The 24,091-nt window shown below is 65.0% G+C and carries 18 protein-coding genes and 5 tRNA genes; 4 read left to right on the plus strand and 19 right to left on the minus strand.

The genetic code is table 11. The features are described from left to right. Window position 1: 1 nt before the first annotated feature. The 9 genes from PT282_RS04000 to PT282_RS04040 form a co-directional block, all read right to left on the minus strand. On the minus strand, window positions 2-760 hold the full coding sequence (locus PT282_RS04000) for a YebC/PmpR family DNA-binding transcriptional regulator (protein ID WP_277168273.1): 759 nt from the start codon (window positions 758-760) through the stop codon (window positions 2-4). Window positions 761-1,003: 243 nt separating this feature from the next. Then, complete coding sequence (locus tag PT282_RS04005) at window positions 1,004-1,660, minus strand: CDP-alcohol phosphatidyltransferase family protein (protein ID WP_277168274.1); 657 nt, start codon at window positions 1,658-1,660, stop codon at window positions 1,004-1,006. Between the two features lie 27 nt (window positions 1,661-1,687). Then, the gene (thrS, locus tag PT282_RS04010; RefSeq protein ID WP_277168275.1) at window positions 1,688-3,721 is read right to left on the minus strand and encodes a threonine--tRNA ligase; all 2,034 of its coding nucleotides are present in this window, start codon (window positions 3,719-3,721) and stop codon (window positions 1,688-1,690) included. Between the two features lie 466 nt (window positions 3,722-4,187). Further along, window positions 4,188-4,263 (minus strand) — tRNA-Gly (locus tag PT282_RS04015). 180 nt (window positions 4,264-4,443) lie between these two features. Further along, window positions 4,444-7,266 carry a CAP domain-containing protein gene (locus PT282_RS04020; RefSeq protein ID WP_277168276.1) on the minus strand — a complete coding sequence of 941 codons (2,823 nt, stop codon included), beginning with the start codon at window positions 7,264-7,266 and terminating at the stop codon, window positions 4,444-4,446. Window positions 7,267-7,645: 379 nt separating this feature from the next. Then, window positions 7,646-7,718, minus strand: a tRNA-Val gene (locus tag PT282_RS04025). 45 nt (window positions 7,719-7,763) lie between these two features. Continuing rightward, a tRNA-Val gene (locus tag PT282_RS04030) sits at window positions 7,764-7,836 on the minus strand. 40 nt (window positions 7,837-7,876) lie between these two features. Next, window positions 7,877-7,947: transfer RNA gene (locus tag PT282_RS04035), tRNA-Cys, on the minus strand. 29 nt (window positions 7,948-7,976) lie between these two features. Beyond that, window positions 7,977-8,049: transfer RNA gene (locus PT282_RS04040), tRNA-Gly, on the minus strand. 236 nt (window positions 8,050-8,285) lie between these two features. Here PT282_RS04040 and PT282_RS04045 point away from each other — a divergent pair. Then, window positions 8,286-9,158 (plus strand): PAC2 family protein, encoded by an 873-nt coding sequence (locus PT282_RS04045; RefSeq protein ID WP_277168277.1) that lies wholly within the window; start codon window positions 8,286-8,288, stop codon window positions 9,156-9,158. A gap of 116 nt (window positions 9,159-9,274) precedes the next feature. Here PT282_RS04045 and PT282_RS04050 read toward each other — a convergent pair whose 3' ends face one another. Then, on the minus strand, window positions 9,275-10,147 hold the full coding sequence (locus PT282_RS04050; protein ID WP_277168278.1) for an undecaprenyl-diphosphate phosphatase: 873 nt from the start codon (window positions 10,145-10,147) through the stop codon (window positions 9,275-9,277). A 183-nt stretch (window positions 10,148-10,330) separates the two neighbouring features. Between PT282_RS04050 and PT282_RS04055 the strand changes: the two genes are divergently transcribed. Then, a complete protein-coding gene (locus PT282_RS04055) occupies window positions 10,331-11,122 on the plus strand; it encodes a fructosamine kinase family protein (protein WP_277168279.1) in 792 nt (263 codons plus the stop codon). Between the two features lie 40 nt (window positions 11,123-11,162). Here the strand turns inward: PT282_RS04055 and dnaJ are convergent, their stop codons facing one another. Both dnaJ and hrcA read right to left on the minus strand, forming a co-directional pair. Next, a complete protein-coding gene (gene dnaJ, locus PT282_RS04060) occupies window positions 11,163-12,302 on the minus strand; it encodes a molecular chaperone DnaJ (protein ID WP_277168280.1) in 1,140 nt (379 codons plus the stop codon). A 54-nt stretch (window positions 12,303-12,356) separates the two neighbouring features. Further along, window positions 12,357-13,454, minus strand: a complete 1,098-nt coding sequence (gene hrcA / locus PT282_RS04065) for a heat-inducible transcriptional repressor HrcA (RefSeq protein WP_277168281.1) — start codon at window positions 13,452-13,454, stop codon at window positions 12,357-12,359. 289 nt (window positions 13,455-13,743) lie between these two features. On the opposite strand from hrcA, the gene tkt reads away from it, so the two are divergent. Both tkt and tal read left to right on the plus strand, forming a co-directional pair. Beyond that, window positions 13,744-15,843 (plus strand): transketolase, encoded by a 2,100-nt coding sequence (tkt, locus tag PT282_RS04070; protein ID WP_277168282.1) that lies wholly within the window; start codon window positions 13,744-13,746, stop codon window positions 15,841-15,843. Between the two features lie 105 nt (window positions 15,844-15,948). Then, complete coding sequence (gene tal / locus PT282_RS04075) at window positions 15,949-17,052, plus strand: transaldolase (RefSeq protein WP_277168283.1); 1,104 nt, start codon at window positions 15,949-15,951, stop codon at window positions 17,050-17,052. 228 nt (window positions 17,053-17,280) lie between these two features. Here tal and PT282_RS04080 read toward each other — a convergent pair whose 3' ends face one another. The 7 genes from PT282_RS04080 to rapZ all read right to left on the minus strand — a co-directional run bounded on the left by PT282_RS04080 (window position 17,281) and on the right by rapZ (window position 24,071). Then, entirely contained in the window at window positions 17,281-18,078 is a 798-nt protein-coding gene (locus tag PT282_RS04080; protein ID WP_277168284.1) for an alpha/beta fold hydrolase, read from the minus strand. Between the two features lie 57 nt (window positions 18,079-18,135). Beyond that, window positions 18,136-18,987 carry an HAD hydrolase family protein gene (locus PT282_RS04085; RefSeq protein WP_277168285.1) on the minus strand — a complete coding sequence of 284 codons (852 nt, stop codon included), beginning with the start codon at window positions 18,985-18,987 and terminating at the stop codon, window positions 18,136-18,138. 160 nt (window positions 18,988-19,147) lie between these two features. Next, entirely contained in the window at window positions 19,148-19,399 is a 252-nt protein-coding gene (gene secG / locus PT282_RS04090; protein ID WP_277168286.1) for a preprotein translocase subunit SecG, read from the minus strand. Between the two features lie 162 nt (window positions 19,400-19,561). Next, a complete protein-coding gene (gene tpiA, locus PT282_RS04095) occupies window positions 19,562-20,365 on the minus strand; it encodes a triose-phosphate isomerase (RefSeq protein ID WP_277168287.1) in 804 nt (267 codons plus the stop codon). A 192-nt stretch (window positions 20,366-20,557) separates the two neighbouring features. Then, complete coding sequence (gene pgk, locus PT282_RS04100) at window positions 20,558-21,763, minus strand: phosphoglycerate kinase (protein ID WP_277168288.1); 1,206 nt, start codon at window positions 21,761-21,763, stop codon at window positions 20,558-20,560. Window positions 21,764-22,028: 265 nt separating this feature from the next. Beyond that, window positions 22,029-22,988 carry a DNA-binding protein WhiA gene (whiA, locus tag PT282_RS04105; RefSeq protein ID WP_277168289.1) on the minus strand — a complete coding sequence of 320 codons (960 nt, stop codon included), beginning with the start codon at window positions 22,986-22,988 and terminating at the stop codon, window positions 22,029-22,031. A 156-nt stretch (window positions 22,989-23,144) separates the two neighbouring features. Beyond that, window positions 23,145-24,071, minus strand: a complete 927-nt coding sequence (gene rapZ, locus PT282_RS04110; RefSeq protein WP_374114163.1) for an RNase adapter RapZ — start codon at window positions 24,069-24,071, stop codon at window positions 23,145-23,147. Window positions 24,072-24,091 lie beyond the last annotated feature (20 nt).

A 24,091-nucleotide genomic window follows, 5' to 3' on the forward strand; every position in this document is an offset into this window, starting at 1 on the left:
GTCACTCCTCTTCGGCGAGCTGGGCCATCACCTCGTCCGAGGCGGTCCAGTTGCTGTAGATGTTCTGCACGTCGTCGAGGTCGTCCAGGTTGTCGATCAGCTTGGTGACCTTCTGCGCGTCCTCCAGGCCCAGGTCGACCTCGGTCTTCGGGGTCATGACCAGATCGGCGGAATTGTAGTCGATGCCGGCCTTCTGCAGCGCCTCGCGCACGGAGACCATGTCGGTCGGCGCGGTGGTGACGGTGTAGACCTCGTCATCGTCGGAGACGTCCTCGGCGCCGGCCTCGGCCACGATCTCGAAGAGCTTGTCGTAGTCGATGCCCTCGGAGGGGACCACGATCTGGCCCTTGCGCTCGAAGTTGAAGCTCACCGCGCCGGAGGAGGCCAGGGAGCCGTTGCCCTTGGTCAGCGCCGAACGCACCTCGGCGGCGGCGCGGTTGCGGTTGTCGGTCAGGCACTCGATGATGAGGCCGACGCCCGCGGGAGCATAGCCCTCGTAGTTGATGGTCTCGTAGTCGGCGGCGCCGGCCTCGGCGCCGGAGCCGCGCTTGACCGCGCGCTTGATGTTGTCGGCGGGCATGGAGGCCTTCTTGGCCTTGACGATGGCGTCATAAAGGGTCGGATTGCCATCCGGATCGCCGCCGCCCAGACGGGCCGCGATCTCGATGTTCTTGATCAGTTTCGCGAACAGCTTGCCGCGCTTCGCGTCGATGGCGGCCTTCTTGTTTTTGGTGGTCGCCCACTTGGAATGCCCTGACATAATGCTCCTAGCAGGTATACGAATACGTTAAACGAAATAATTCTAAAGGACTTTCGCGACAAAACCGATCCCGTATTTCGTGCGGATGGCTTTGCGACATAGGCCGATGACAAGGCATTACGGCGATGAGCAGCCTATGCCGAGACTCCCCGACCGGCCTGTCGTTGCCGTGCCGGAAACGCGAAGGCCCGTCCCCATCGAACAAGGACAGGGAACGGGCCGGAAGCGAAGTGATGAGCTGGCTCAGACCTCGCCGTCGGCCTTCATGCTCCGGCGCACCTCGAGGATGCGCTGGATGACAGTGATAGTGCCGAGCACGGCCAGGATGACGAGGAACGCCATCAGCCAGCGTGCGTCGTCGAAGATGCCTGTGATCAGCATGCCGACCAGAACGATCACCAGCCGGTCGCTGCGGGTGGCGATGCCGTTCTTGGCCTCGTAGCCGACCGATTCCGCGCGGGCCCGGGCATACGAGGTGACGAACGAGGTCATCATCGCGTAGAGCGTCGCGCCGATGCCGACCCAGCGGACGATGCCGCCGATCCCGGCATTTTCGGCCGACAGCGGCATGCCGACGTGCAGCAGGAAATAGAGCGCGGCGGCGAGCAGCACCGCCCAGTCGGCGATGCGGTCGAGCGTCGAGTCGAGGAAGGCGCCGAACTTGGTCCCGCCGCCGTTGATCAGTGCGACGGAACCGTCGAGCGCGTCGAACGCCGCGAGGATGGCCATGAGGATCGAGCCGGGCACCAGCCAGCCGGTGACGCCGGTGGCGATGGCCACGGCGATCGTGCCCACCGCCCCGATGACGGTCACCGCGTCGGCGCTCAGCCCCATCGCGGCCAGCAGCCTGGCCACCGGCGCGATGAGGCGTTTGAACGGCGCCCGTAGTCTCTCAAGCATTCCCGACGGTATTCCTTCCGGCCGCGCTCACTTGGTGGCGGCGGCGAAGTCGTCGGCGCTGTTGACCTGGGCGCGCGAGGCGATGACCTTCAGGATGTCGGCCTTGGCCTCGTCGACCGGCACGCCGTTGAGCTGGCTGCCGTCGCGGAAGCGGAAGCTCACCGCGTTCTTCGACACGTCATCCTGGCCGACGATCAGCGTGAAGGGCACCTTGGACTTCGAGGCGTTGCGGATCTTCTTGCCGAAGCGGTCGTCGGAGGTGTCCATCTCGCAGCGCACGGTCTCCTCGTTCAGCGAGTCGATGAACTTGCGCAGGTGCGGGGCGAACTCGTCGGCCACCGGGATGCCGGTGACCTGCACCGGGGCCAGCCAGACCGGGAAGGCGCCGGCGTAGTGCTCGAGCAGGATGGCGAAGAAACGCTCGATGGAGCCGAACAGGGCGCGGTGGATCATCACCGGGCGCTGGTGGGTGCCGTCCTTCGCGATGTACTCGAGCTTGAAGCGCTCGGGCAGGTTGAAGTCGAGCTGGATGGTCGAGACCTGCCAGGTGCGGCCGATGGCGTCACGGGCCTGCACGGAGATCTTCGGGCCGTAGAAGGCGGCCCCGCCCGGATCGGCGACGAGCTCGAGCCTGGACTCCTCGGCAACCTCGCGCAGCGTCTCGGTGGCCTCCGTCCAGATCTCGTCGGAGCCCACGAACTTCTTCTCGTCCTTGGTGGACAGCTCGAGGTAGAAGTCGTTCAGGCCGAAGTCCTTGAGGACCTTCAGCACGAAGTTGAGGATGGACTTGAGCTCGTCCTTCATCTGCTCGCGGGTGCAGTAGATGTGGGAATCGTCCTGCGTCAGGCCGCGCACGCGGGTCAGGCCGTGGACCTCGCCGCTCTTCTCGTAGCGGTAGACGGTGCCGAACTCGAAGAGGCGCAGCGGTAGCTCCTTGTAGGAACGCTGGCGGGACTTGAAGATGAGGTTGTGCATCGGGCAGTTCATTGGCTTCAGGTAGTAGTCGAAGCCCTGCTTGGTGATGTTGCCGTTCTCGTCCTTCTCCTCGTCGAGGTGCATCGGCGGGAACATGCCGTCCTTGTACCACTGCAGGTGGCCGCTGGTCTCATAGAGGCCGCCCTTGGTGATGTGCGGGGTCTGCACGAAGCTGTAGCCGGCCTTGCGGTGCATCTCGCGCGAGTAGTCCTCCATCGCGTTGATCACCGCGGCGCCCTTCGGATGGAAGACGGCCAGGCCGGGTCCGATCTCCTCCGGGAAGGAGAAGAGGTCCATCTCGGCGCCGAGCTTGCGGTGGTCGCGCTTGGCGGCCTCCTCCATGCGCGCCTGATAGGCCTTGAGATCCTCCTTGGAGGCCCAGGCGGTGCCGTAGATGCGCTGCATCGACGGGTTGTGCTCGTCGCCCAGCCAGTAGGCGGCCGCGGCGCGCTCGAGCTTGAACGCCTTGATATAGCGGGTGTTGGGCAGGTGCGGGCCCTGGCAGAGATCCTTCCAGACCACCTTGCCGTCACGGTCCAGGTTGTCGTAGAAGGTGATCTCGCCCTCGTTGGGAACCTCGGTGCCGACGGTCTCGTCGATGTCGGCCTTCTTCTTGCCGATCAGCTCGAGCTTGTAGGGCTGCTCGGCCTCCTCGGCCTTGGCCTCGTCCTCGGTGACCACACGGCGGTGGAATGCCTGCGAGGACTTGATGATGCGCTTCATGTGCTTCTCGATGTCCTTCAGATCCTCGGGCGTGAAGGGCTTGTCGACGTCGAAGTCGTAGTAGAAACCGTTCTTGATGGCCGGTCCGATGCCGAGCTTGGCGTCCGGACGGATCTCCTGGACGGCCTGCGCCATCACATGGGTGGCGGAGTGGCGCATGATCGCCAGGCCGTCTTCGCTGTCGAGCGCGATGGACTCGACCTCGTCGCCGTCGTGGAGCGGGGTGTAGAGGTCGCGGGGCTTGCCGTTGAGGCGCACGGCGATGATGTTCTTGTCTTCGGCGAAGAGGTCGGTGCCGGTCTGCGTGGCTGCCACCTCCTTGCTTTCGCCGTTGAGTGTGATGGAGATGGTCTGTTCAGCCATGGTATGTGTCCTTTGCTTTCAGGACCCGCGTTACTAGGGGCAGGTCTGGACGGTAAATCAACAGTGACAACGATATGAGAGCAGGGCGACATAGAAACGCGGGCTTGGATTTGGTGTTTTGCCCATGTACGAGGACTTTCAGAATACGCGATATTCATATATTTTATGATCTATTACTACTGTGGCGGGGGCTGGGGATATGCCCTGCTTCGGCACCCTCAAGGCCGGTAGGCCAAGCTTTATGCCTCAGCAGGGCATATCCCCAGCCCGATGATTAAGGATGTCAGAAATACACGAAGATCGAGAACTCTTGGGGCGCTCTGTCATGTTTTACGCAAGAACGTCGTATATTTCGAGAGTCCAATGAGAAGTGTTTATCCGGGATTAAAGCAACATTCAATTTCAAGCTGCGTGACGAACGATGCGATTGTTGCACTGTTGGGATGAATGAGGGGGGGGAAGAAAATGGAGCGGACAACGGGACTCGGACCCGCGCTCTCGACCTTGGCAAGGTCGCGCTTTACCAACTAAGCTATGTCCGCAAGAACAACGAAGTGAAATATACAGGAACCACTCCCCCAGTTCAAGTCTCCGGCGCGTCGCGGGTCGTCGAAACCGAGTGCCATGTGGTATTTGCGATTGTCGAATTTCATGCTGCCGCATCATCGAGGACGCCACGGATACGCAGATCGTGGACGTCCTCGATGTGTTCGCTGCTCCGTTCAGTCCTTGCGGCGCAGTGTCTCGGCGCCGAGGCCGGCGAGCAGCGTGGCGGCGGCCATGGCCGCGACGGCGGCGACGCCCGCGCCCGTGGAGGCGAGGCGCTGGCCGTTGGCGTCGTAGACCTGCGAGCCGTCGGCCTGGCCATTGTCGTGCGCGGCGGCGGGATGGGCCGCGTTGTAGCGGTCCAGCGCGCTCTTCGCGTCGCGGAACGTCCGATCGGCGCTCGCGGCCCGTGCGGCGGCCGTGTCGTAGGCGGTCTGCGCCGTGGCGGCGGCCGTGGTGGCCTCGTCCAGCGCGTGCTGGGCGCGGGTCAGCGCCTGGTCCGCCTGGTTCTTGACGGCCTGCGCGTCGGTGACGGCCTGCCGGGCGCGGGTCAGCGCCGGGCCGGCGGTGTCGGTGAGCGAGGCGAGCGTCGCCTGGTCGGCGCTCAGCGTGTCGGCCGCGTCGGTGGCGGCCTGCTGGGCGGCCTGCAGGGCGTTGGTCTTGGCCGTCAGGTCGCCGTCCGCCTGGTCGAGGGCGGTCTGGGCCGCCGTCAGGGCCGCGTCCGCGGTGTCCGCCTCGGCCTGCGCGCTCGTGTAGGCGGTGTGTGCCGTGGCCGCGGCGGTGGTGGCCTCGTCCAGCGCGTTGGTTGCGTCGGTCAGGTTCTGCTGGGCGTTGGTGTAGTCCTCCACCTTCTGGCTGGCCGTGTCGAAGGCCTGCTGCGCCGTCTGCTGGGCGGCCTGCTTGTTTGCCAGCGCCGTGTTCGCGTCGCTGACCCGCTGGTCGGCCGCCGCCTTCGCGGTGTTGGCCGTGTCCAGCGCCGCCTGCTTGGCCGTCTGGTCCGCCTGGGCCGCGGAAAGCGCGTTGGCGGCGGTCGTGTCCGCGTTGGCGGTGTCGTAGGCGTTCTGCGCGGCGCTCACCGCGGTGTCCTTGTCGTTCACGGCCTGCTGCGCGGCGGTCACCTTGGCCTGCGCCTCGTCCAGCGCGTTCTGCGCGGCCGTGACCGCGGCGTCGGCGGCGTCGCTGTCGCTCTGGGCTTGCTGCTGGGCGGCCAGCGCGTCGTTGTAGGCGTTAGCGGCGTTGTCGAGATAGGCGACGTAATCATTGATCGACTGCTCGAACTCGTCCACCGTCTGGTCGGCATGGTCGCTCTGCGCGCCAACACCCCAACTCGGCAAACCGAAATCATTGACGTCGGTGCATCCGTCTCCGAACATACTTGGATTCTCATTTTTCTGGGTATGACCGAAGCCGGTGATGGTGTAATCGGGATTGATGATGTTGAGATAGTGGCCGACTTCGCTGTAATGCTGATTGTAGACCTGCTCGGGAGTCAGCCCTTGATCGATATAGGAATCATAAAGATTTTTCTCCGACTGGTACCAGCTGCTTGTCTGATCCATGAACACATGGTCCGGGGTTTTATGCCCCATCGCGATGTTTTCGCCACCGTTATCGGGCACATTATGATGAGCGAAATCCGCGGCGTCGTGATCGGCGTTGACCTCGGCCCGGGCCATCATGAAATCGCTGACCTTCAGCTCCGACAAGCCGTTGGCCCGGCGTAGCTCGTTGAGCTTGCGCAGGTAGGCGAGGCTGGCCTTGAGGTTGTCCAGCGAGGTCGCGTCGTTCTTCTCGCCGACGTGCACGTTGTCCTGGAACCACTGCTGACCTCCGAACGTGGTGCCGTCGAGCTGGTCGGTCGCCGACTTCGATCCGCGCCAATTGAAGAAGCCGAGGCTGGAGCGTGACTCCTTGCTGTTGGCGTTGTCCGCCGCCGTCTTCTTGTTCTGCGCCTCGGCCTTCGCCGCGGCGAGCGCGTTGTGGGCCAGCGTCTGCGCAGCCTTGGCGTCGGTCAGCGCCGACTGCTTGGCGGAAGCCTTGCTCTGCGCGTCGTCCAGCGCGTTCTGCGCGGCGGTCCTGTCAGCCTTGGCCTGGTCCAGCGCCGTCTTCTTGGCGTTGACGTCGCCGGTATGACTGTCCAGGGCCGCCTGCGCGTCGCTGACCGCCTGGTTCGCGGCGTCGAGGTCGCTCTGCTTGTCGGCGGCGGTGTCGGCGGCCGCCGACGCGGCGGTCTTGGCGGCCGAGACGTCATCCTTGGCCTGCGAGACCTCCTGCTTGGCGGCGTCCAGCGCGGTCTTCTTGTTGGTCTTGTCCGTCTTGGCGGCGTCCATCGCGCCGGGACGGCTCGCCTCGCTGGCGTCCTGCGCCGCCTTGTCCTTCTTCGACTGCGCGCTCTGTTTGGCCGCCTGAGCCTGCTCGTCGGCGGTCTTCTTTGCCTTCGCGGCCGCGTCCTTCGCGTCGGCCGCCGTCTTCTTGGAGTCACGGTCGCCCTTCGCCGCATCCGTCGCGTTCTTCGCGTTCTCCTTCGCGGTCTTCGCCGTCTGCAGCGCGGAGTCGGCGTTCCGCTTGGCCGTGGTGTCGTCTCTGACCTTCTGCGTGGCTCCGGGCAGCTGCGCGTTCGCCGTGGCGGCGGCCGAGGTCGCGTTCTGCAACGCCGAATTGGCGGTGTCCAGATCCGAGGCGGCCTTCTGCGCCGCCTGCTGGGCCCGGTCACGCTCCGTCTTGGCCTGCTGCTTTGCCTGCTGGGCCGCCTGGTTGGCCTGCGCCTTCGCCTGCGCGTCCGCGTCGGCCTGCTGCTTTTCGGCGTTGGCCTCGTCATAGGCCTGCTGCGGGGTACGCGCACGGGCCCCGACGCCGGCGTCTCCCTGCGGCTGCGCCGCCTCGGCCACGCCCGTGAAGGCCATGCCGCCCATCAGCGTCGCGGCACCCACCGTCGCCGCGGCCGCCTTGCGCGCAAGCCTCCTGCCCGCATCCATCGGCTTCTCGTCGTTTTCTGCCATCTTCTTCTCCTTGAATTAGACTTCCTTGCCTGACTTGCACAACGTTATCAAACAATGTGGCAAATGTCATACCGTGTCCACTTGCGTAATGCATGGACATTTGTCATATCGAGGCTGCTCATGCGACTTGGTGAGGGTAATCCGGCATGACGCTGTGGAGTCACCCGGTCTTCTGAGCCCCAGTTCCGAGGTTCATCAAGGTTCTTTTCCGGGGTTCATCCGGGGTTCATCTAAAAGGGAGTGTTTTTTGCATTGATTGACCAAACGCGGGCCGGAAAACGGGTTTTCCGGGCGAAAACGACACTCCGAGGGAACGGCGGCATATCAAGGAAACGGCGTCATTGCAACAAAAAAGGGATCCCGCAGGATCCCAAGGCCGTGGGTGATGCTGGAATCGAACCAGCGACCCCTTCCGTGTGAGGGAAGTGCGCTAACCGCTGCGCTAATCACCCGATATTGAATTGTGAAACAAAAACCGGAGTCTCCTCCGGTCCTTGTGGGCGATACAAGATTCGAACTTGTGACCCCTTCCGTGTCAGGGAAGTGCGCTAGCCTCTGCGCCAACCGCCCAGGTTGCTTGGATTCGGAAAACTTTCGCTTTCCTCTTCCGAGGTGGGTACGAGAGTCGAACTCGTCTATACGGCTTTGCAGGCCGCTGCCTAACCGATTGGCTAACCCACCGTAAGGTCGTTACAACTCCTCGGACCTAGAGCGGACAACGGGACTCGGACCCGCGCTCTCGACCTTGGCAAGGTCGCGCTTTACCAACTAAGCTATGTCCGCAGATAACTGCTGTGCGCTCCGTGATGCGAACACCACCGAAGCACGAGAGATAACTATATATGAGTTCGCCCGATTTGCCAAATCCTGCGTGTCGTGAATACGTATTGCCACACCGCGCTAACTCCATATCTATATGGCACTCGAAACCGACGTGCAGGGTTCGCCCGCCGTGGAAATGCTTCACCGATGGCATAAGCGCCCAAACGGCGCGGTTCGGCCGGGCTAGATTGGAACACATGACCGAGCAATCCGACAACGGCAAATCAGTGATGGTGTGCGCTTTCGAGGGGTGGAACGACGCCTGCCAGGCCGCCACGAACGTGATAAGGCACCTGCTCTCGCACTATGAGTACCGCGAGGTGCGCCAGATCCGTTCCGACGGCTTCTATGATTACCAGCTGGCGCGTCCCATGATCTGCCATGTCACCGGATCGGCGAAGATCGTGTGGCCGAAGACCCGTTTCTATGAGATCTCCGTGGCGCCGGGCCTGCGCGTCTTCGCCCAGATCGCCCCGGAACCAAATTACCGCTGGATGGAGTACACCCGCCGCAGCCTCAACATCGCCGACGAGCTCGACGTCGACGAGATCGTCACCCTGGGCTCGATGTACGCCGACTGCCCGCACACCCGTCCGCTGCCGGTGGAACAGTCCGCCCTGCGCCGTCGCGAGGACAGCATCCGTGGCGCCGGTGTGCGCAAGAGCGGCTCATGCGACTGCAATCCCTACGACGGCCCGGTCGGCATCCCCACCGTCATCGACACCGTGGCCAACGAGGAGGGCTTCGACACCACCGCCATGTGGGTCTCCGTGCCCAAATACCTCGGTGGCGACGAATGCGCGCAGGGCACGCTGCAGATCCTGCGCCAGCTTTCCGACCTGCTCGGCGTCACGCTCAACGAAGCCGACCTGGCGGACAAGGCCAGACAATGGAAGGCCCAGGCCTCCGTGCTCATCTCGTGCAACGACGACCTGGCCGCCTACGTCTCCAGGCTCGAGAACCAGTACGACCTCAACGAGCAGATGGAACGGCTTCGCCAGTCCAACGAGCCGCAGTCCGAGCAGATCGCGCGCGAGGCCGAGGCGTTCCTGGAGCATATGAACGACTGAGGCTTCGGCCATATCACGTACTGCAGGCTTTCAGTATCTCTCCTATCAAACAGGGTCCCGAACCGAAACGGCCGGGACCCTGAAACATATTCGAACGACCGTGCCTCCACCTGTGTCTACATGGCCGAAGCGGCGGCAGGCACCGCCCCGAAGAGCAGCAGGAACACGATCACCAGCGCGAAGGCGATGCGGTAGATGGCGAAGACCTTGAGCGAGAATGTCGAGACGAACCTCAGCAGGCCGACGATGACGACATAGCCGAGCGCGAAGCTCACCAGGCCAGCGACCAACGTCGCCAGCAATCCCGGGAACACCGTCATGCCGCCCGAGCCGGTTACCGCCCCATACAGCTGATACAGCACGGAGGCCAGGCCGGCGGGAATGGCCATGATGAGCCAGGCGCGCACGACGGATTCGCGGGTCAGTCCCCTCGCCCGCCCCAGCGTGAGCGCGCCGGCGGAAAGCGAGACTCCGGGAATGAGCGCGAGCATCTGGCCGAGGGCGAGGAACAGGGCGTCCCTGTAGGTCATCTCCCTGAGGGTCTTCAGCTGCCCGACGCGCGCGTCCACGATCCAGAGCAGGACGCCGAACGCGAGCAGCGCCGCCACTTGAAACCACAGATTGTCCAGCGCCTTGCCCGCAATCCCGCCGAACGGCACGCCGAGGACGAGTACCGGCACGTTGGCGATGATGACGTACCAGCCGAAGGTCGCGTTCCGGTCACCACGGCCCATGCGGGATTTCCAGTCCGTGCCATGCTCGCCGAGCAGGCAGGAACGCCAGCGAGAGAAGATGCGGGCGATGTCGCGCCGGAAGCGGACGGTCACCGCCAGCACCGAGCCCAGCTGGACGGCCGCGACGAACGTCGGCGACGGGGCGCCTCCGAGCAACAACGTGCCCAGGACGCGGATATGGGTGGCCGAGGAGACCGGTGCGTACGCGCTCAAGGCCTGCACCAGGCCGAGGATGATGGCTTTCAGAAGATTCATGGTTCCTTTTGTCGTTTCTGGTTCTCTAGCACCATACCCGCACCCTGCCTGTCGCGCCCGACACGGCATGGCGCGACCCGGCGGTGCCGAGTAAGTTGGAGGTGGATGGCACCCGTCCGGTGCGGTTCGCCCGATCTGGACGGCGCGTCCGGCACGTTCCTATTCCGCTCGATGGAGGTCGGCATGGCGACATATCGCAAAAGCAGGGCGCACGCGCCCCAGGGATTCTTCGAATGCGAAGGCAAGGGGCTGCAATGGCTCGGCGGGGCCCAGGCACAGGGCGGTCCGAAGGTCGTCGACGTCTATGGATACGGCGACGGCTGGCTCGACATCGAACAGGTCGATTCCTGCTCCCCCACGCCCAAGGCTGCGCACGATTTCGGCGTCGCCCTGGCGCATATGCACGACTCGGGCGCACGCTGCTTCGGCTGCGCGCCCGACGGCTACGACGGCACCTGCTATTTCGGACCGCTGCAGGATCCGGTGCCGATGCCGACCGGCGCATGGAGCGACCCGGCCGACTACCTCGCGCAGGGCCGGCTGCTGCCGATGGTCCGATTGGGCATCGAACGCGGCGAGCTCGACGACTCCGACCTGCGCATGACCAAAGAGGTCATCGACGCCCTGCCGGACCTGCTCGGCCCGGCAGCCGACGACAGGCCCGCGCGTGTGCACGGCGACCTGTGGAGCGGCAACGTGATGTGGTCCGCCGACGCCGGGCAGCCGCGTGCCGTGCTCATCGACCCGGCGGCCCACGGCGGGCACCGCGAGGAGGATCTGGCCATGCTCGGCCTCTTCGGCATGCCCTATCTCGACGAGATCCTCGACGGCTACCAAAGCGCCCATCCGCTCAGGAAGGGTTTCCGGGAGCGGACCACGCTCTGGCAGCTCTACCCCATCGCCGGGCACTGCTTGTTCTTCGGCGGCGGCTACGTGAGCGAATACCGCGCCATGTGCCGTTCGCTGCTGGGCTAGGCGGTCTAGCCTGCCAGGGCGGCCATGATCCGGCCGGATCTCAGCCCAGCGCGTCCTTCAGCTTGCTGAAGAAGCCCTTGCGTTCGCTTGCCGGCCGGGAGCTTTGCCTGATCTGGGCCTTGCCCTCGTCATGGCTGGCGCCGAATTGCTCGATGAGCCGGCGCTCGTCGCCGCTGAGCTTGGTGGGGATGCGCACGCTGAAATGCGCGACCAGGTCGCCACGCTCCTGCGGGCGCTTGATCCTGGTGACGCCGAGGCCCTTGAGCGAGACGGTCTGCTCGGGCTGGCAGCCTTCGGGCACGTCGAGCTTCTGGGTGCCGTCGAAGGTCTCGATGTCGATTTGGTGGCCCAGCACCGCCCAGCTCATGGGGATCTGGATCCAGCAGTGCAGGTCGTCGCCCTCGCGGGTGAAATGCTTGTCGGACTTGAGCCGGATGTCGACATAGAGGTCGCCGGCCGCGCCGCCGCCCTCGCCGACCTCGCCCTGGTGGGCCAGGCGCAGGCGCGTGTTGTCGTTGATGCCGGCGGGCACGCTCACGCCCACCTTGCGCGTGGTGCGGATGCGGCCGTGGCCCTGGCACTTCGGGCAGGGATGCTCGATGATGGTGCCGTGGCCCTCGCAGCGATCGCACGGCACCGTGGTCATCATCTGGCCGAGCATGGAGCGCACGACCTTCTGTCGCATGCCCCTGCCCTGGCAGTCCGGGCAGGTCACCGGCTTCTCCTTGCCGGCCGCGCCCGAGCCGCCGCACTCCGGGCACAGGCCGAAGGTGTTGATGGTCAGATGCGCGGTGCCGCCGAAGACCGCCGTCTTCAGGTCGATGGCCGCGCTGGCCAGGGAGTCGCGCCCGGGCTGCGTGCGGGGCGTGGGCCCCTGCCCGCCGCCGCCGAAGGCGTTGCTGAAGAACTGGCCGAAGATGTCGCCCATGTCGCCGAATCCGGCCGACGAGTAGCCGGCGGAGGCGTTCGGGTCATTGGGGTCGACGCCGGAATCGTACATGCGCTTCTTGTCGGGGTCGCTCAGCACCTCGTAGGCGTTGTTGACCTCCTTGAACTTGTCCTCGTATTCCGGTCCGGCGATATCGGGATGGTACTTGCGGCTCATCTTCCGGTAGGCCTTCTTGATCTGGTCGTCGCTCGCCGAACGGTCGACGCCAAGCACCTCATAATAGTCTGTCACTGAATATCCTTTGTATCAGTAGGTTTCCGCGAATCATTGTCCCATCGGGGCCGGTCAGTCCGGTTTCGCCTCGTCGTAGGAGATGAGCTCGGTGAGATAGCGTGCCACCGCGCGCACGGCCGTGATCGTGGCCGCGTAGTCCATATGGGTAGGGCCGATGGAACCGACGAAGGCCACCGGGGCGTCGTGCGCCTGCTCGGCGGCCTCCTCGCTGGTGTCCGCGTCCTCGACCTCGGCGTCGGCCGGGACGCTGTGCCCGTAGCCGCTGGAGACCACGGAGGCGTTCATCAGGCCGGGGGTGTGCGTCTCGGAGCCGATGGCCACGCCCACCTCGGGATTGTCCTCGCTCAGCTCGCTCATCAGGCGCATGATCACCACCTGCTCCTCGAGCGCGTCGAAAAGCGGCCGCAGGCTGTCCACGGACTCGTGACGCGCCAGCCCCGAGGTGCCGGCCATGTACATCTGGCTGGAGTTCTCGTCGTTGGCCATGCCCTCGAGCGTGCGGGCCAGCGCCTCGCCGAGCATCCGTACGTCGCCGTCGTCGCGCGACTTGACGATGGAGCGGATGCGCCCGGCCGCCTGCGAGAGCGGCAAGTCGAGGCATTGGCGGTTGATGAGCTCCGAGAAGTCCGCAAGGGTCTTGGAATCGAGCATCGAACGGGAGGAGAGCGTGTGCTGGGCCACCGAACCGGAATCGGTGATGACCACCGCCAGCAGCACCGTGGCGGTCAACGGCACGATCTCGATGCGGCGCAGCTTCGACTTCGACAGGGCCGGCGCGGAGACCACGGCGACCTGGCCGGTGATGTTGGCCAGCAGGCGTGCGGAGCGCTGCAGGGCGTCCTGCAGGCTCACCGAACCCGAGAGGAACGTGGTGATGGCGCGACGCTGGCCCTCGGTCAGGCGCACGACGGTGGCCAGACGGTCGACGAAATAGCGGTAGCCGCGCTCGGTGGGGATGCGCCCGGCCGAGGTGTGCGGCTGGATGAGGTAGCCGTCGTCCTCCAGGGCCGCCATGTCGGCGCGGATCGTCGCCGAGCTGACGCCGAGGTCGTGGTTGCGGGTCAGCGCCGAGGAGCCGACGGGTTCCTGCGAGCGGATGTAGTCCTCGACCACCGCACGCAGGACGAGCATACGACGTGATTGCTTCATGCGATTCCTTTCCGCGATGGACCACCCAGGCTTGATTGTCCTATTATACTCTTGTATTAGCACTCCGATGGCGTGAGTGCTAACCCGTTCCCTCTCAGAGGATTTCGCGGACGCCTCCGTGCGGGCGGCCCCCGTTAGCGCTAACGGGCGAAAAGTCGTTTCGATTCGCGCGGAATTCCGCCCTCCGTCGGCTACAAAAGCTAGGATTAGAGGGCAATGTTTGGGATTTTTGGGACCGTCATAAGTCGGGTTTCCAAGCCCCAATATGTTGGAAGGAAAGTAAGAACCTATGACCGATTTCACATGGTCGGATTTGGACGAGCGCGCCGTCAAGATGGCGAAGGTTCTCTCAGCTGACGCTGTTGAGAAGGCTGGCAATGGCCACCCGGGCTCCCCCATTTCCTTGGCACCGATCGCCTACACGCTTTATCAGCACTACATCAAGCACGATCCCAGCGACCCGCATTGGGCCGGACGCGACCGTTTCATCCTTTCTGGCGGGCACGCTTCGCTGACGCAGTATGTCCAGCTCTTCTTCTCGGGCTATGACCTGACCCTCGATGACCTCAAGTACTTCCGTGGCGGCGCCGACACGCGTACTCCGGGCCACCCCGAGGTCGGCCTGACCCCCGGCCTGGAGATGACCACCGGCCCGCTCGGCCAGGGCCTCGCCTCCGCGGTCGGCTTCGCCTACGGCCAGCGCTTCGAGCGCGGCCTGCTCGACCCCGACGCCCCCGCCGGCACCTCGCCCTTCGACCACAAGGTCTGGGTCATCTGCGGCGAAGGCGACGTCGAGGAAGGCGTCTCCTCCGAGGCCAGCTCCTTGGCGGGCAACCAGGGCCTGGGCAACCTCACCGTGATCTTCGACGCCAACCACATCCAGATCGAGGGCGACACCAAGCTCACCTTCTCCGAGGACATCGTCAAGCGCTACCAGGCCTACGGCTGGTACACCGACGAGGTCAGCTTCATCCAGCCCGACGGCTCCTACAAGGAGGACACCGCGGCGCTGGCGGCGGCGCTCGACAAGGCCGAGCAGGTCACCGACCGCCCGAAGTTCATCAAGATCGACACCCTGATCGCCTGGCCGACGCCGGGCAAGACCAACGACGAGGCGGCCCACGGCTCCAAGCTCGGCCCCGAGGCGCTGGCCGGCCTGAAGAAGGCCGTCGGCTTCGACCCCGAGCAGAGCTTCCAGATCGACGAGGAGGCGCTGGCCCACGCCCGCGAGGTCGCCGAGCGCGGCCGCAAGGCGCACGAGGAATGGGACGAGCAGCTGGCCGCCTGGCGCAAGGCCAACCCCGAGCAGTCCAAGCTCTACGACCGCATCCGCGAGCACAAGCTGCCCGAAGGCTTCGACGAGGCCATCGACGAGCTCGAGAAGAGCTTCAAGGTGGGCGACAAGAACGCCACCCGCAAGTCCTCCGGGCAGGTCCTCAACGCCATCGCCAAGGTCATGCCGGAACTCTGGGGCGGCTCCGCCGACCTCGCCGGCTCCAACAAGACCAACCTCGACGGCGCCAAGTCCTTCGGCCCCGCCGCCGACGCGACCCGCACCTGGCCCGAGACCAGCGAATACGGCCGCCAGCTGCACTTCGGCGTGCGCGAGTTCGCCATGGGCGCCATCACCAACGGCATCCTGCTGGGCAGCGACACCCGCCCCTATGGCGGCACGTTCTTCCAGTTCTCCGACTACGAGCGTCCGGCCGTGCGCCTCGCCGCGCTGATGAGGATCCCGAACCTCTACGTGTGGACCCACGATTCCGTGGCCCTCGGCGAGGACGGCCCCACCCACCAGCCGATCGAGCACCTGGCCTCCTTCCGCGCCATGCCCGACATGGAGGTCGTGCGCCCCGCCGACGAGATCGAGACCGCCGAGGCCTACCGCCACTTCTTCGAGAAGAAGGACACGCTGCCCACCGCGATCATCCTGACCCGCCAGGGAGTGCCCACGCTCCCCGAGATCGCCGAGAAGGCCCGCGACGGCGTGCGCCGCGGCGCCTACATCCTCGTCGACACCGACGGCGAGCCCGACGTGATCCTCATGGCTTCCGGCTCCGAGGTCCAGTGGGCCGTCGAGGCCGCCAAGACGCTGGCCGGCAAGGGCATCAAGGCCCGCGTGGTCTCCGTGCCCTCGATGGAATGGTTCGAGCGGCAGGACGAGGACTACAAAGCCTCCGTGCTCCCCCGCAACGTCAAGGCCCGCGTCTCCGTGGAGGCCGGCGTGGCCATGCCCTGGTACAAGTACCTCGGCGAATATGGCCGTTACGTCTCCATCGAGCGCTTCGGCATGCAGGGCGACGGCGCCCAGAACCTGATCGACCTCGGCATCACCGCCGAGCATGTGGTCGAGGCCGCCGAAGCGTCCATCGCCGCGGCCCGCGACTGAGCCGGTTCCGTTCGGCATGGCCCGTGCGTGGATGCGATCCGCACGCGCACGGGCCATGCCGGCACGATGCCAACCAAGATTTTTCTGAACAAGGAGAAAGACAGAATGACTGAAGCAACACAGCGCACCACCGATTCCGGCGTGTCCATCTGGCTGGACGACCTGGACCGCACCCGCATCGAGTCCGGCAACCTGCAGGATCTCATCGCCACGAAGAACGTGGTGGGCGTGACCACCAACCCCTCCATCTTCCAGAAGGCGCTGGCGCAGGTCGGCCCCTACGACGCGCAGCTCAAGGAACTCGGCCCCATCGACGTCGACGACGCCGTGCGCGAGCTGACCACCACCGACGTGCGCAACGCCGCCGACATCTTCCGCGAGATCGCTGAGAAGAGCGACTACGTCGACGGACGCGTCTCCATCGAGGTCGACCCCCGCCTGGCCCACGACACCGAGAACACCGAGAAGCAGGCCGAGCTGCTGTGGAGCAAGGTCGACCGCCCCAACGCGATGATCAAGATCCCCGCCACGCTCGAAGGCCTTCCGGCCATCACCGCCACGCTGGCCAAGGGCATCTCCGTCAACGTCACGCTCATCTTCTCGCTCGAGCGCTACGCCAAGGTCATGGACGCCTTCATCGAGGGCATCGCCCAGGCCGAGAAGAACGGCCACGACATCACGCGTATCGGCTCCGTCGCCTCCTTCTTCGTCTCCCGCGTCGACACCGCGGTCGACAAGCTGCTCGAGGAGAACGGCTCGAGCGAGGCCAAGGCGCTCGAGGGCAAGGCCGCCGTGGCCAACGCCCGACTCGCCTATAAGCTCTTCGTCGAGAAGTTCGCCTCCGACCCGCGCTGGGCCGCGCTCGAGGCCAAGGGCGCCAAGAAGCAGCGTCCGCTCTGGGCCTCCACCGGCACCAAGAACGCCGCCTACTCCGACTGCAAGTACGTCGACGAGCTCGTCTGCCCCGACGTGGTCAACACCATGCCCGAGAAGACCCTGAACGCGCTGGCCGACCATGGCGACGGCAGGCCCAGCGTCGAAGGCACCTACGAGGAGAGCCAGGCCATCATGGACCAGCTCGCCGGACTCGGCATCGACATCAAGGACGTCACCGACAAGCTCGAGGCCGACGGCGTCTCCAAGTTCATCGCCTCCTGGGATTCGGTGCTCGCCGACACGCAGGCGGGAATCGACAGGGTCAATGGCTGATTCCCTTTAAAGGGTAGTCGTATTGCCCTCATATATGTGTTGTTCGAGACACTCAAGGCCGTTCGGCCAAGCCTACGCTCGAACAACACATATATGAGGGCAATACTTATGCCAAAGGAGCTCTTACTGCCAGCGGATGTGTCGGCAGACGGCTTCGCCTGTGCCGACACATTTAGGTTGGCGGACGGCTTCGCCTGCGCCAACAATCCATGAGGTTGAGTGGTTGGGTTAGCGCACCAGCTTTTGGGACCAGGCGGCCACGAGGGGTTTTACGGCTTCGGGGTTGTCGACGTGGATGTTGTGGCCCGAGGGATCGATGGTCTGGTAGACGGCGTTCGGATAGTGCTTCAGCAGGGTCTTCTGGTCCTCGTGGCCGACGATCTGGTCCTGCTGGGCGGTGACGATGAGGGTGGGGCCGTCGTAGGTGCCCAGGCGTTCCTCGGGGACGCCGTCGAGCCAGTAGCGCTTGCCGAGCCGGGCGTTGGCCTCGCGGTCGCAGAGCTTCGTACCGGGGAGGATGTAGCGCTGGTAGCGTCGCCAGGCGTCGAAGGACTGGTTGACGCCCATGGTGACGAAATCGATGACCTTGTCCTGCGGCAGACTCCCGGTGAGCTGCGGATTCGGGTCGGCCACGACGTGCTTGGCGAGATTGCGGTGCGACATCACCGGATCGACCACCGGGGCGATCAGCGCCATGCCGGCCACTCGACCGGGCTCGCGCGACAGGGTGTCGCGCACCAGCGCCCCGCCCATGGAATTGCCGAGCAGCGCGAACCGTTCGCCTTCCCCTACCAATGCGTTGACGGTCTCGAAGAACCATTGTGCCAGTTCCGGCAGGCCGCCGGGCTCGGGCAGCGCGGGCGTGCGCCCGTAGCCGGGCAGGTCGAGGTAGATCCGCTTCGTACCCGGTGCGAACGCGTCGTCGAGCATCATCAGCGACCGGTGGTCGACGCCCATGCCGTGGGCCACGATGACGGGCAGCCCCTCCCCCTTGACGACCGTATACGCCTCAGGCAGCGCGACCATATGCATTCCCCTTCTCCTCAAGACAGACATTCGTAACGTTATTCGGCAAGTGGCGGCTCACAGATGGTGTTCGATCCATTGGGCCACGCCATCGTCGTGGCAGGACGGGCAGACCTCGTCGGCCACGGCCCTGATCTCAGGCCTGGCGTTGGCGACGGCCACGCCATGCCCCGCATGCTCCAGCATCTCCATGTCGATCAGGTCATCGCCGAAGGCGATGGTACTGGCCATCGGGATGCCGAAATGCCGGCATGCCTCGCGCATCGCGTTGAGTTTGGTGGCCTTCGGGTTCATCAGCAGCCAGAGCACATCCTCGGAGACCAGCAGCGACAGGTCGTCGGGCACCAACGAGCGCAGCCGCTCCTTCTGCGACTCCGTGGGGAAGGCCATCACCTTGTCGGCGATGCCGGCGGTCATGTCGCTGAAATCGGTGCGCGTATAGCCCTGCTTGGGCCAGATCTCGTGTAAGTCGAAGTTGACATAGCGGGTGTCGTCGAGCTCGATGCCCAGCCTGAGCTTCGGAATGGCTGCAAGCAGCCGCCGGCACTCGGCCACGCAGCGTTCGACCGGTATGCCGAAACGGAGGATGCTGGCATTGGTGCCGTTGCGGTTGTCGGCCAGCTCGTCGATCGACGAATGCGCGCAATCCAGGTCGACCACGCCGCCGTTGTGGTAGGCGCATGCCGAGGCGCCGAGACGCCGGGCCAGGTCGAAGGCGGTCATGGGAGGCCTCGCGGTGGAGACCATCACCATATTGCCGGCCTGGCGGGCCGCGGCGAAGGCATCCTTGCAGCGTCGCGACAGCCACCGGTCGTCATAGTCCTCGCCGATGAGCGCCGTCAGGTCGAGATCCACCACCAGCAGCCTGCCACCCTCGTTGAGGCTGATATCGCGTTCGTCGTTTATCACACAGGCCATCATAGCGGCAAGCGGTCATCGCCGGGCCGGGCCGCGCCGCGCGGGGAGCGAAAGATGGTTGCCAATAGCATGGTGACCAGGCGGGTGAAGGCATGAAAAATGCGTTCCATGAACAACCATGGAACGCATCGAAAGCTTTGGTATGTGGCGGCTACTTGATGAGGTTGAACTTTGTCATCAGGCCCAGGGCGATGATGATGGCGACCCAGAGCAATGCGATGATGACCGTCCAGCGGTTCAGGTTCTTCTCCGCGACGCCCGAGGTGCCGGCGTTCTGCGTCAGCCCGCCGCCGAACATGTCGGAGAGGCCGCCGCCCTTGCCCTTGTGCATGAGGATGAGCAACGTCAGAAGCACGCTGAAGATCACCAGAATGATTTGCAGAACCAGCTTGACAATGGCCATGGTTGACACAGTTGTACCTCCGTTTGAACACGTACTTCGATTAGTCTAGCGTGAGGGGCCGAGAACGTCCAGCCCGTTCGCCGTGGATAGTTACGCGCTGTCGCATTGCCGGGACGGCGATGTCTGCATTGCACGGAGCCGCCCGGAACTGCCCGGAACCGCTCAGCGGCGCGAGGTGACGGTCTTGAGGGTGAGCCGGCAGATCTTGGCGAGCTCGTCGACCTTGAGCGAGGCTCCCCCGATGAGGAACCCGTCGACGTCGGGCTGGCCGATCAGCTCCACCGCGTTCTTGGAGCTCACCGAGCCGCCGTAGAGGATGCGCACCTTGTCGGCGACCTTGGCGCCGAACGTCTGCCTGAGGTCGCTGCGCACGGCGTTGGCCGCCTCCTGCGCGGTGTCCGGCGTTGCCACCAGGCCGGTGCCGATGGCCCAGACGGGTTCGTAGGCGATGATGAGCTTCTCGGCCTCCTCGTCGGAGAGATCGCGGGTGACATCGTGCACCTGGCCGACCGCGAAGTCGAGCTGGATGCCCTTGCGCCGCTCCTCCATGCTCTCGCCGACGCACAGGATCGGCTGCATGCCGGCGGTGAGCACGGCGCGCACCTGGTCGACGATGTTGGCGTCGTCCTCGGGATGGTACTTGCGGCGCTCCGAATGGCCGACGATGACGTATGTGCAGCCCAGGTGGGCGAGCATGTCGGCGGAGACGTCGCCGGTGAACGCGCCCTGGTTGGTCACCGAGACGGACTGGGCGCCATAGTTGATCCTGAGCTTGTCGGCCTCGACGAGCACCTGCACGCTGCGGATGGAGGTGAAGGTCGGCATCAGCGCCACTTCCACCTGCTTGTAGTCGAAATGGGCGTCGCGCAGCAGCCAGGCGAGCTTCTGCACGAAATACGTGGCTTCGAGATGGTCGAAGTTCATCTTCCAGTTGCCCGCCACCAATGGAATACGCGCTGACGACATTGCTCACCTTCCCGATATCGGCCTTCGAGCCGTGGCCGGTCCGCGCGTCACGCCACCCTGTGGCCTGGCCCGCGGACCGTCGCAAAACAAATGCGGACATACCAGACGGCATGTCCGCAAACATTCCTGCCACCAGTATAGCGTACCTGCGCCACACGGCTGGGCACGCTTGCCGGTGTCTAGGTCATGCTGCTACTCGAGCACCTTGAGGCCGGGCAGGGTCTTGCCCTCGAGGAACTCGAGGGAGGCGCCGCCGCCGGTGGAGATGTGCGAGAAACCGTCCTCCGGGAAGCCGAGGTTGCGCACCGCGGAGGCGGAGTCGCCGCCGCCGACGATGGTGAAGGCGCCGTTGGCCGTGGCGTCGACCATGGCCTGGGCGACGGCCTTCGTGCCGGCCTGGAACTGCTCGACCTCGAAGACGCCGGTCGGGCCGTTCCACACCACGGTCTTGGAATCGACGATCTTGTCATGGAAGAGCTGGCGGGTCTTCGGGCCGATATCGAGGCCCATCATGTCGGCGGGGATCTTGTCGGCGTCGACGACCTGCGGGTTGACCGCGGCGGTGCCGTCGGGGAAGTCCTTGTTGACCACGATGTCGACGGGCAGCACGAGCTCCACGCCGTTCTTCTTCGCCTGGTCCATGTAGCCGCGGACCGCGTCGATCTGGTCGCTTTCGAGCAGCGAGGTGCCGACCTCGTAGCCCTCGGCCTTCAGGAAGGTGTAGGCCATGCCGCCGCCGATGAGCAGGCGGTCGGCCTTCTCGATCAGGTTCTTGATGACGCCGAGCTTGTCGGAGACCTTCGAGCCGCCGAGCACGACGGTGAACGGACGGGCCGGGTTCTCGGTGGCGTGCGAGAGGGCCTTGACCTCCTTCTCGATGAGCTTGCCGGCCGCGCTGGGCAGGTCGGCGGCCACGTCGTAGTCGGAGCCCTGCGCGCGGTGGACCACGCCGAAGCCGTCGGAGACGAACACGTCGCCCAGGGCGGCGATCTTCTTGGCATAGGCGGCGCGCTCGGCGTCGTCCTTGCTGGTCTCCTCGGGGTTGTAGCGCACGTTCTGCAGCAGGACGACGTCGCCGTCCTGCATCGCGGCGACCTTGGCCTGCGCGTCCTCGCCATAGGTGTCGGAGGCGAGGGTCACGTCGACGCCGAGCAGCTCGCCCAGGCGCTTGGCGACCGGCGCCAGCGAGAGCTCCGGGACGGCCTTGCCCTTCGGGCGGCCGAGATGGGCCATGAGGATGACCTTGGCGCCGTCGGCGCGCAGCTGCTTGATGGTGGGCAGCGCGGCGCGGATACGGCCGTCATCGGTGATGGTGGTTCCCTTCAGCGGCACGTTGAAATCCGCACGGACCAGGACCTTCTTACCCTTGAGATCTCCAAGATCTGCCAGTGTCTTCATGCAATTCCTTTCGCTTCGCCGTTCCCCGGGCGCGTGTCGCAGCCGCGGTATGGAACCGGCATTGGATATGGTGCTAACACTTTCATTCTACAGCGTCGAAATACGAATGATGCCCAGGAACTCCCTTTTTCGGGGATGTTTCCCGGGCATCATTGTGAGCGTTAACAAGAACACTTGGCCAAGCGTTTGATTACTGACCGAACTGGCTCAGACCATTCGGTCGCATCGAAACGAACCGTTAACGGGCCATCGACCGGACTGCGGCTCAGCCCTTGGCCTCTTCGGCCGCCTTGCGTGCCTTCTCGGTCTTGGTGGCCAGCTGGAGCAGCCTGCGGATGCGGCCGGCGATGGCGTCCTTGGTGATGGGAGGGTCAGCCAGGCGGCCAAGCTCCTCGAGGCTGGCGTCGGTGTGCTTGAGGCGCAGATCGCCGGCGGCCTTGAGGTTCGGCGGGATGTCGTCGCCCAGGATCTCGAAGGCGTGATGCACCTTCTGCGTGGCCTCGGCGGCGGCCTTGGCGCTGCGGCGCATGTTCGCGTCGTCGAAGTTGGCCAGGCGGTTGGCCTTGCCGCGGGCCTCGCCGTCGGAGCGCTTGCCGGTCCATTCGCGGGCCGAGCGCGGGGCGCCCATGAGGTTGAGCATGCGCTCGATGGCGTCGGCGTCGCGCAGGGTGATGCGCTCGGAGCTGCGGACCTTGCGGGCCTGGGCGGTGATGCCAAGGCGACGTGCGGCGCCCTGCAGGGCGATCGCGGTCTCGTGGGTCGGGCAGATGATCTCCAGATAGCTGGCCTTGCCCGGGTCGGAGATGACGCCGCGGGCGAGGAAGGCGCCGCGCCAGGCGGCCTTGACCTGGGCGATGTTGCCGCCGATCACCTCGGCGGGCAGGCCGGGGACCAGGCGCATGCGACGGTCGAGCAGGCCGGTCTGCAGCGCCAGGGCCGTGGCGCCGTGCTCCACGAGCAGGTCGTAGCGCTGGATGATGCCGTTGGGCGTCTGACGGGTGACCTTGCTGACCTTGGCCTCGCGCTGGAAATAATGGTCGATCGTGCTTCGCAGCCATTCGACGGCCTCAAGGGAATCGAACTGGCCGTGGATGACGGCCTTGTGGTTGACGGGACGAAGGCCACCGCCGAACCTCATCATCGTCGCCGCCTGCGCCATCTTGGCGGCAGGAAGGTCAGAGTTAAAACTTGCCAGCTCGCTTTTGACGTCGTTGAGAAGAGCCAAAGCCCAACCTCCTACTTCCCGTTCTTCCTAAAGTCGAATCAACTGTCGGCAGATACCATTTCAAGTCTACGGCTCTCTGTCTTATCGAACGACTTGGACAAGATGCAACAGTTCGATGACAATTAACTATTTTAAGCAAAATCCTGGAATTTCAGGTCAATGCCGCTTGTGGTGCCCGAGCTCCCTGGCGGCGACCGTGACCGAAAGGCCGTGGGCCCTCAGGCGTCGCGCCAGGGCCTCGCTGATCGCCACCGAGCGGTGTTGCCCGCCCGTGCAGCCAACGGCAATCGTAACATAATGCTTGTCTTCCTGGGCATAGCCGCGCAACGCGATGCGGATCACACGTTCGTAGGCGTCGAGGAACTCCTGGGCGCCGTCGCTGCCCAGCACGTAGTCGCTAACCGCCTGGTCGGTGCCGTTGAGCTCGCGCAGCTGTGGCACCCAGTACGGGTTGGGCAGGAAGCGGACGTCGGCGATGAAGTCGGCGTCGAGCGGCAGGCCGTACTTGAAGCCGAAGCTGAAGATGTGCACGGAGACCGTGGAGGGGCCGGCGCCCAGCATCGCCTCGTAGAGCTTCGTGGAGAGCTGGTGGATGCTCAGCGACGAGGTGTCGATCACCGTGTCGGCGCGGGCCTTGAGGTTGGCGAGCAGCTCGCGCTCCTCGCGGATGCCGTCGATGATGCGGTTGCCGTGCTGGAGCGGGTGCGGGCGACGGACCGACTCGTAGCGCAGCACCAGCTCGCGGTCGTTGGCGTCGAGGAAGAGGATGCGCGTGCGCACGCCGAGGTCGTCCAGGTGGCTGAGCACCGCGGAGAGGTCGTCGAAATAGGTGCGCGAGCGGACGTCGATGACGGCGGCGAGGCGGTGGACCTTCGAGCCCGAGGAGGTCATCATGTCGACCAGCGGGATCAGCAGTTTGGGAGGGAGGTTGTCGACGACGTACCAGCCCATGTCCTCCACGCAATCGGCGGCGTGGGACCGGCCGGCGCCGCTCATGCCGGTGATGAGCAGCACCTCGAACTCGTTGCCCGGCTTGGGACGGGCCTCCCGAGGATCCCGCGGGTTCAGGCCTTTCGGCGCCACTTCCCCCGTCTCGGCGCCAT

It is taken from the genome of Bifidobacterium sp. ESL0763 (genome assembly GCF_029433395.1).
GTDB lineage: Bacteria > Actinomycetota > Actinomycetes > Actinomycetales > Bifidobacteriaceae > Bifidobacterium.

What these genes read in the sequence shown, in the direction of transcription:
- PT282_RS04020 (WP_277168276.1), bottom strand. Translation starts at nt 7,266, where the DNA reads ATGGCAGAAAACGACGAGAAGCCGATGGATGCGGGCAGGAGGCTTGCG.
- tkt (WP_277168282.1), top strand. Translation starts at nt 13,744, where the DNA reads ATGACCGATTTCACATGGTCGGATTTGGACGAGCGCGCCGTCAAGATG.
- secG (WP_277168286.1), bottom strand. Translation starts at nt 19,399, where the DNA reads ATGGCCATTGTCAAGCTGGTTCTGCAAATCATTCTGGTGATCTTCAGC.
- hrcA (WP_277168281.1), bottom strand. Translation starts at nt 13,454, where the DNA reads ATGAAGCAATCACGTCGTATGCTCGTCCTGCGTGCGGTGGTCGAGGAC.
- thrS (WP_277168275.1), bottom strand. Translation starts at nt 3,721, where the DNA reads ATGGCTGAACAGACCATCTCCATCACACTCAACGGCGAAAGCAAGGAG.
- PT282_RS04055 (WP_277168279.1), top strand. Translation starts at nt 10,331, where the DNA reads ATGGCGACATATCGCAAAAGCAGGGCGCACGCGCCCCAGGGATTCTTC.
- PT282_RS04005 (WP_277168274.1), bottom strand. Translation starts at nt 1,660, where the DNA reads ATGCTTGAGAGACTACGGGCGCCGTTCAAACGCCTCATCGCGCCGGTG.
- PT282_RS04080 (WP_277168284.1), bottom strand. Translation starts at nt 18,078, where the DNA reads ATGGTCGCGCTGCCTGAGGCGTATACGGTCGTCAAGGGGGAGGGGCTG.
- tpiA (WP_277168287.1), bottom strand. Translation starts at nt 20,365, where the DNA reads ATGTCGTCAGCGCGTATTCCATTGGTGGCGGGCAACTGGAAGATGAAC.
- tal (WP_277168283.1), top strand. Translation starts at nt 15,949, where the DNA reads ATGACTGAAGCAACACAGCGCACCACCGATTCCGGCGTGTCCATCTGG.
- PT282_RS04000 (WP_277168273.1), bottom strand. Translation starts at nt 760, where the DNA reads ATGTCAGGGCATTCCAAGTGGGCGACCACCAAAAACAAGAAGGCCGCC.
- pgk (WP_277168288.1), bottom strand. Translation starts at nt 21,763, where the DNA reads ATGAAGACACTGGCAGATCTTGGAGATCTCAAGGGTAAGAAGGTCCTG.
- PT282_RS04045 (WP_277168277.1), top strand. Translation starts at nt 8,286, where the DNA reads ATGACCGAGCAATCCGACAACGGCAAATCAGTGATGGTGTGCGCTTTC.
- PT282_RS04050 (WP_277168278.1), bottom strand. Translation starts at nt 10,147, where the DNA reads ATGAATCTTCTGAAAGCCATCATCCTCGGCCTGGTGCAGGCCTTGAGC.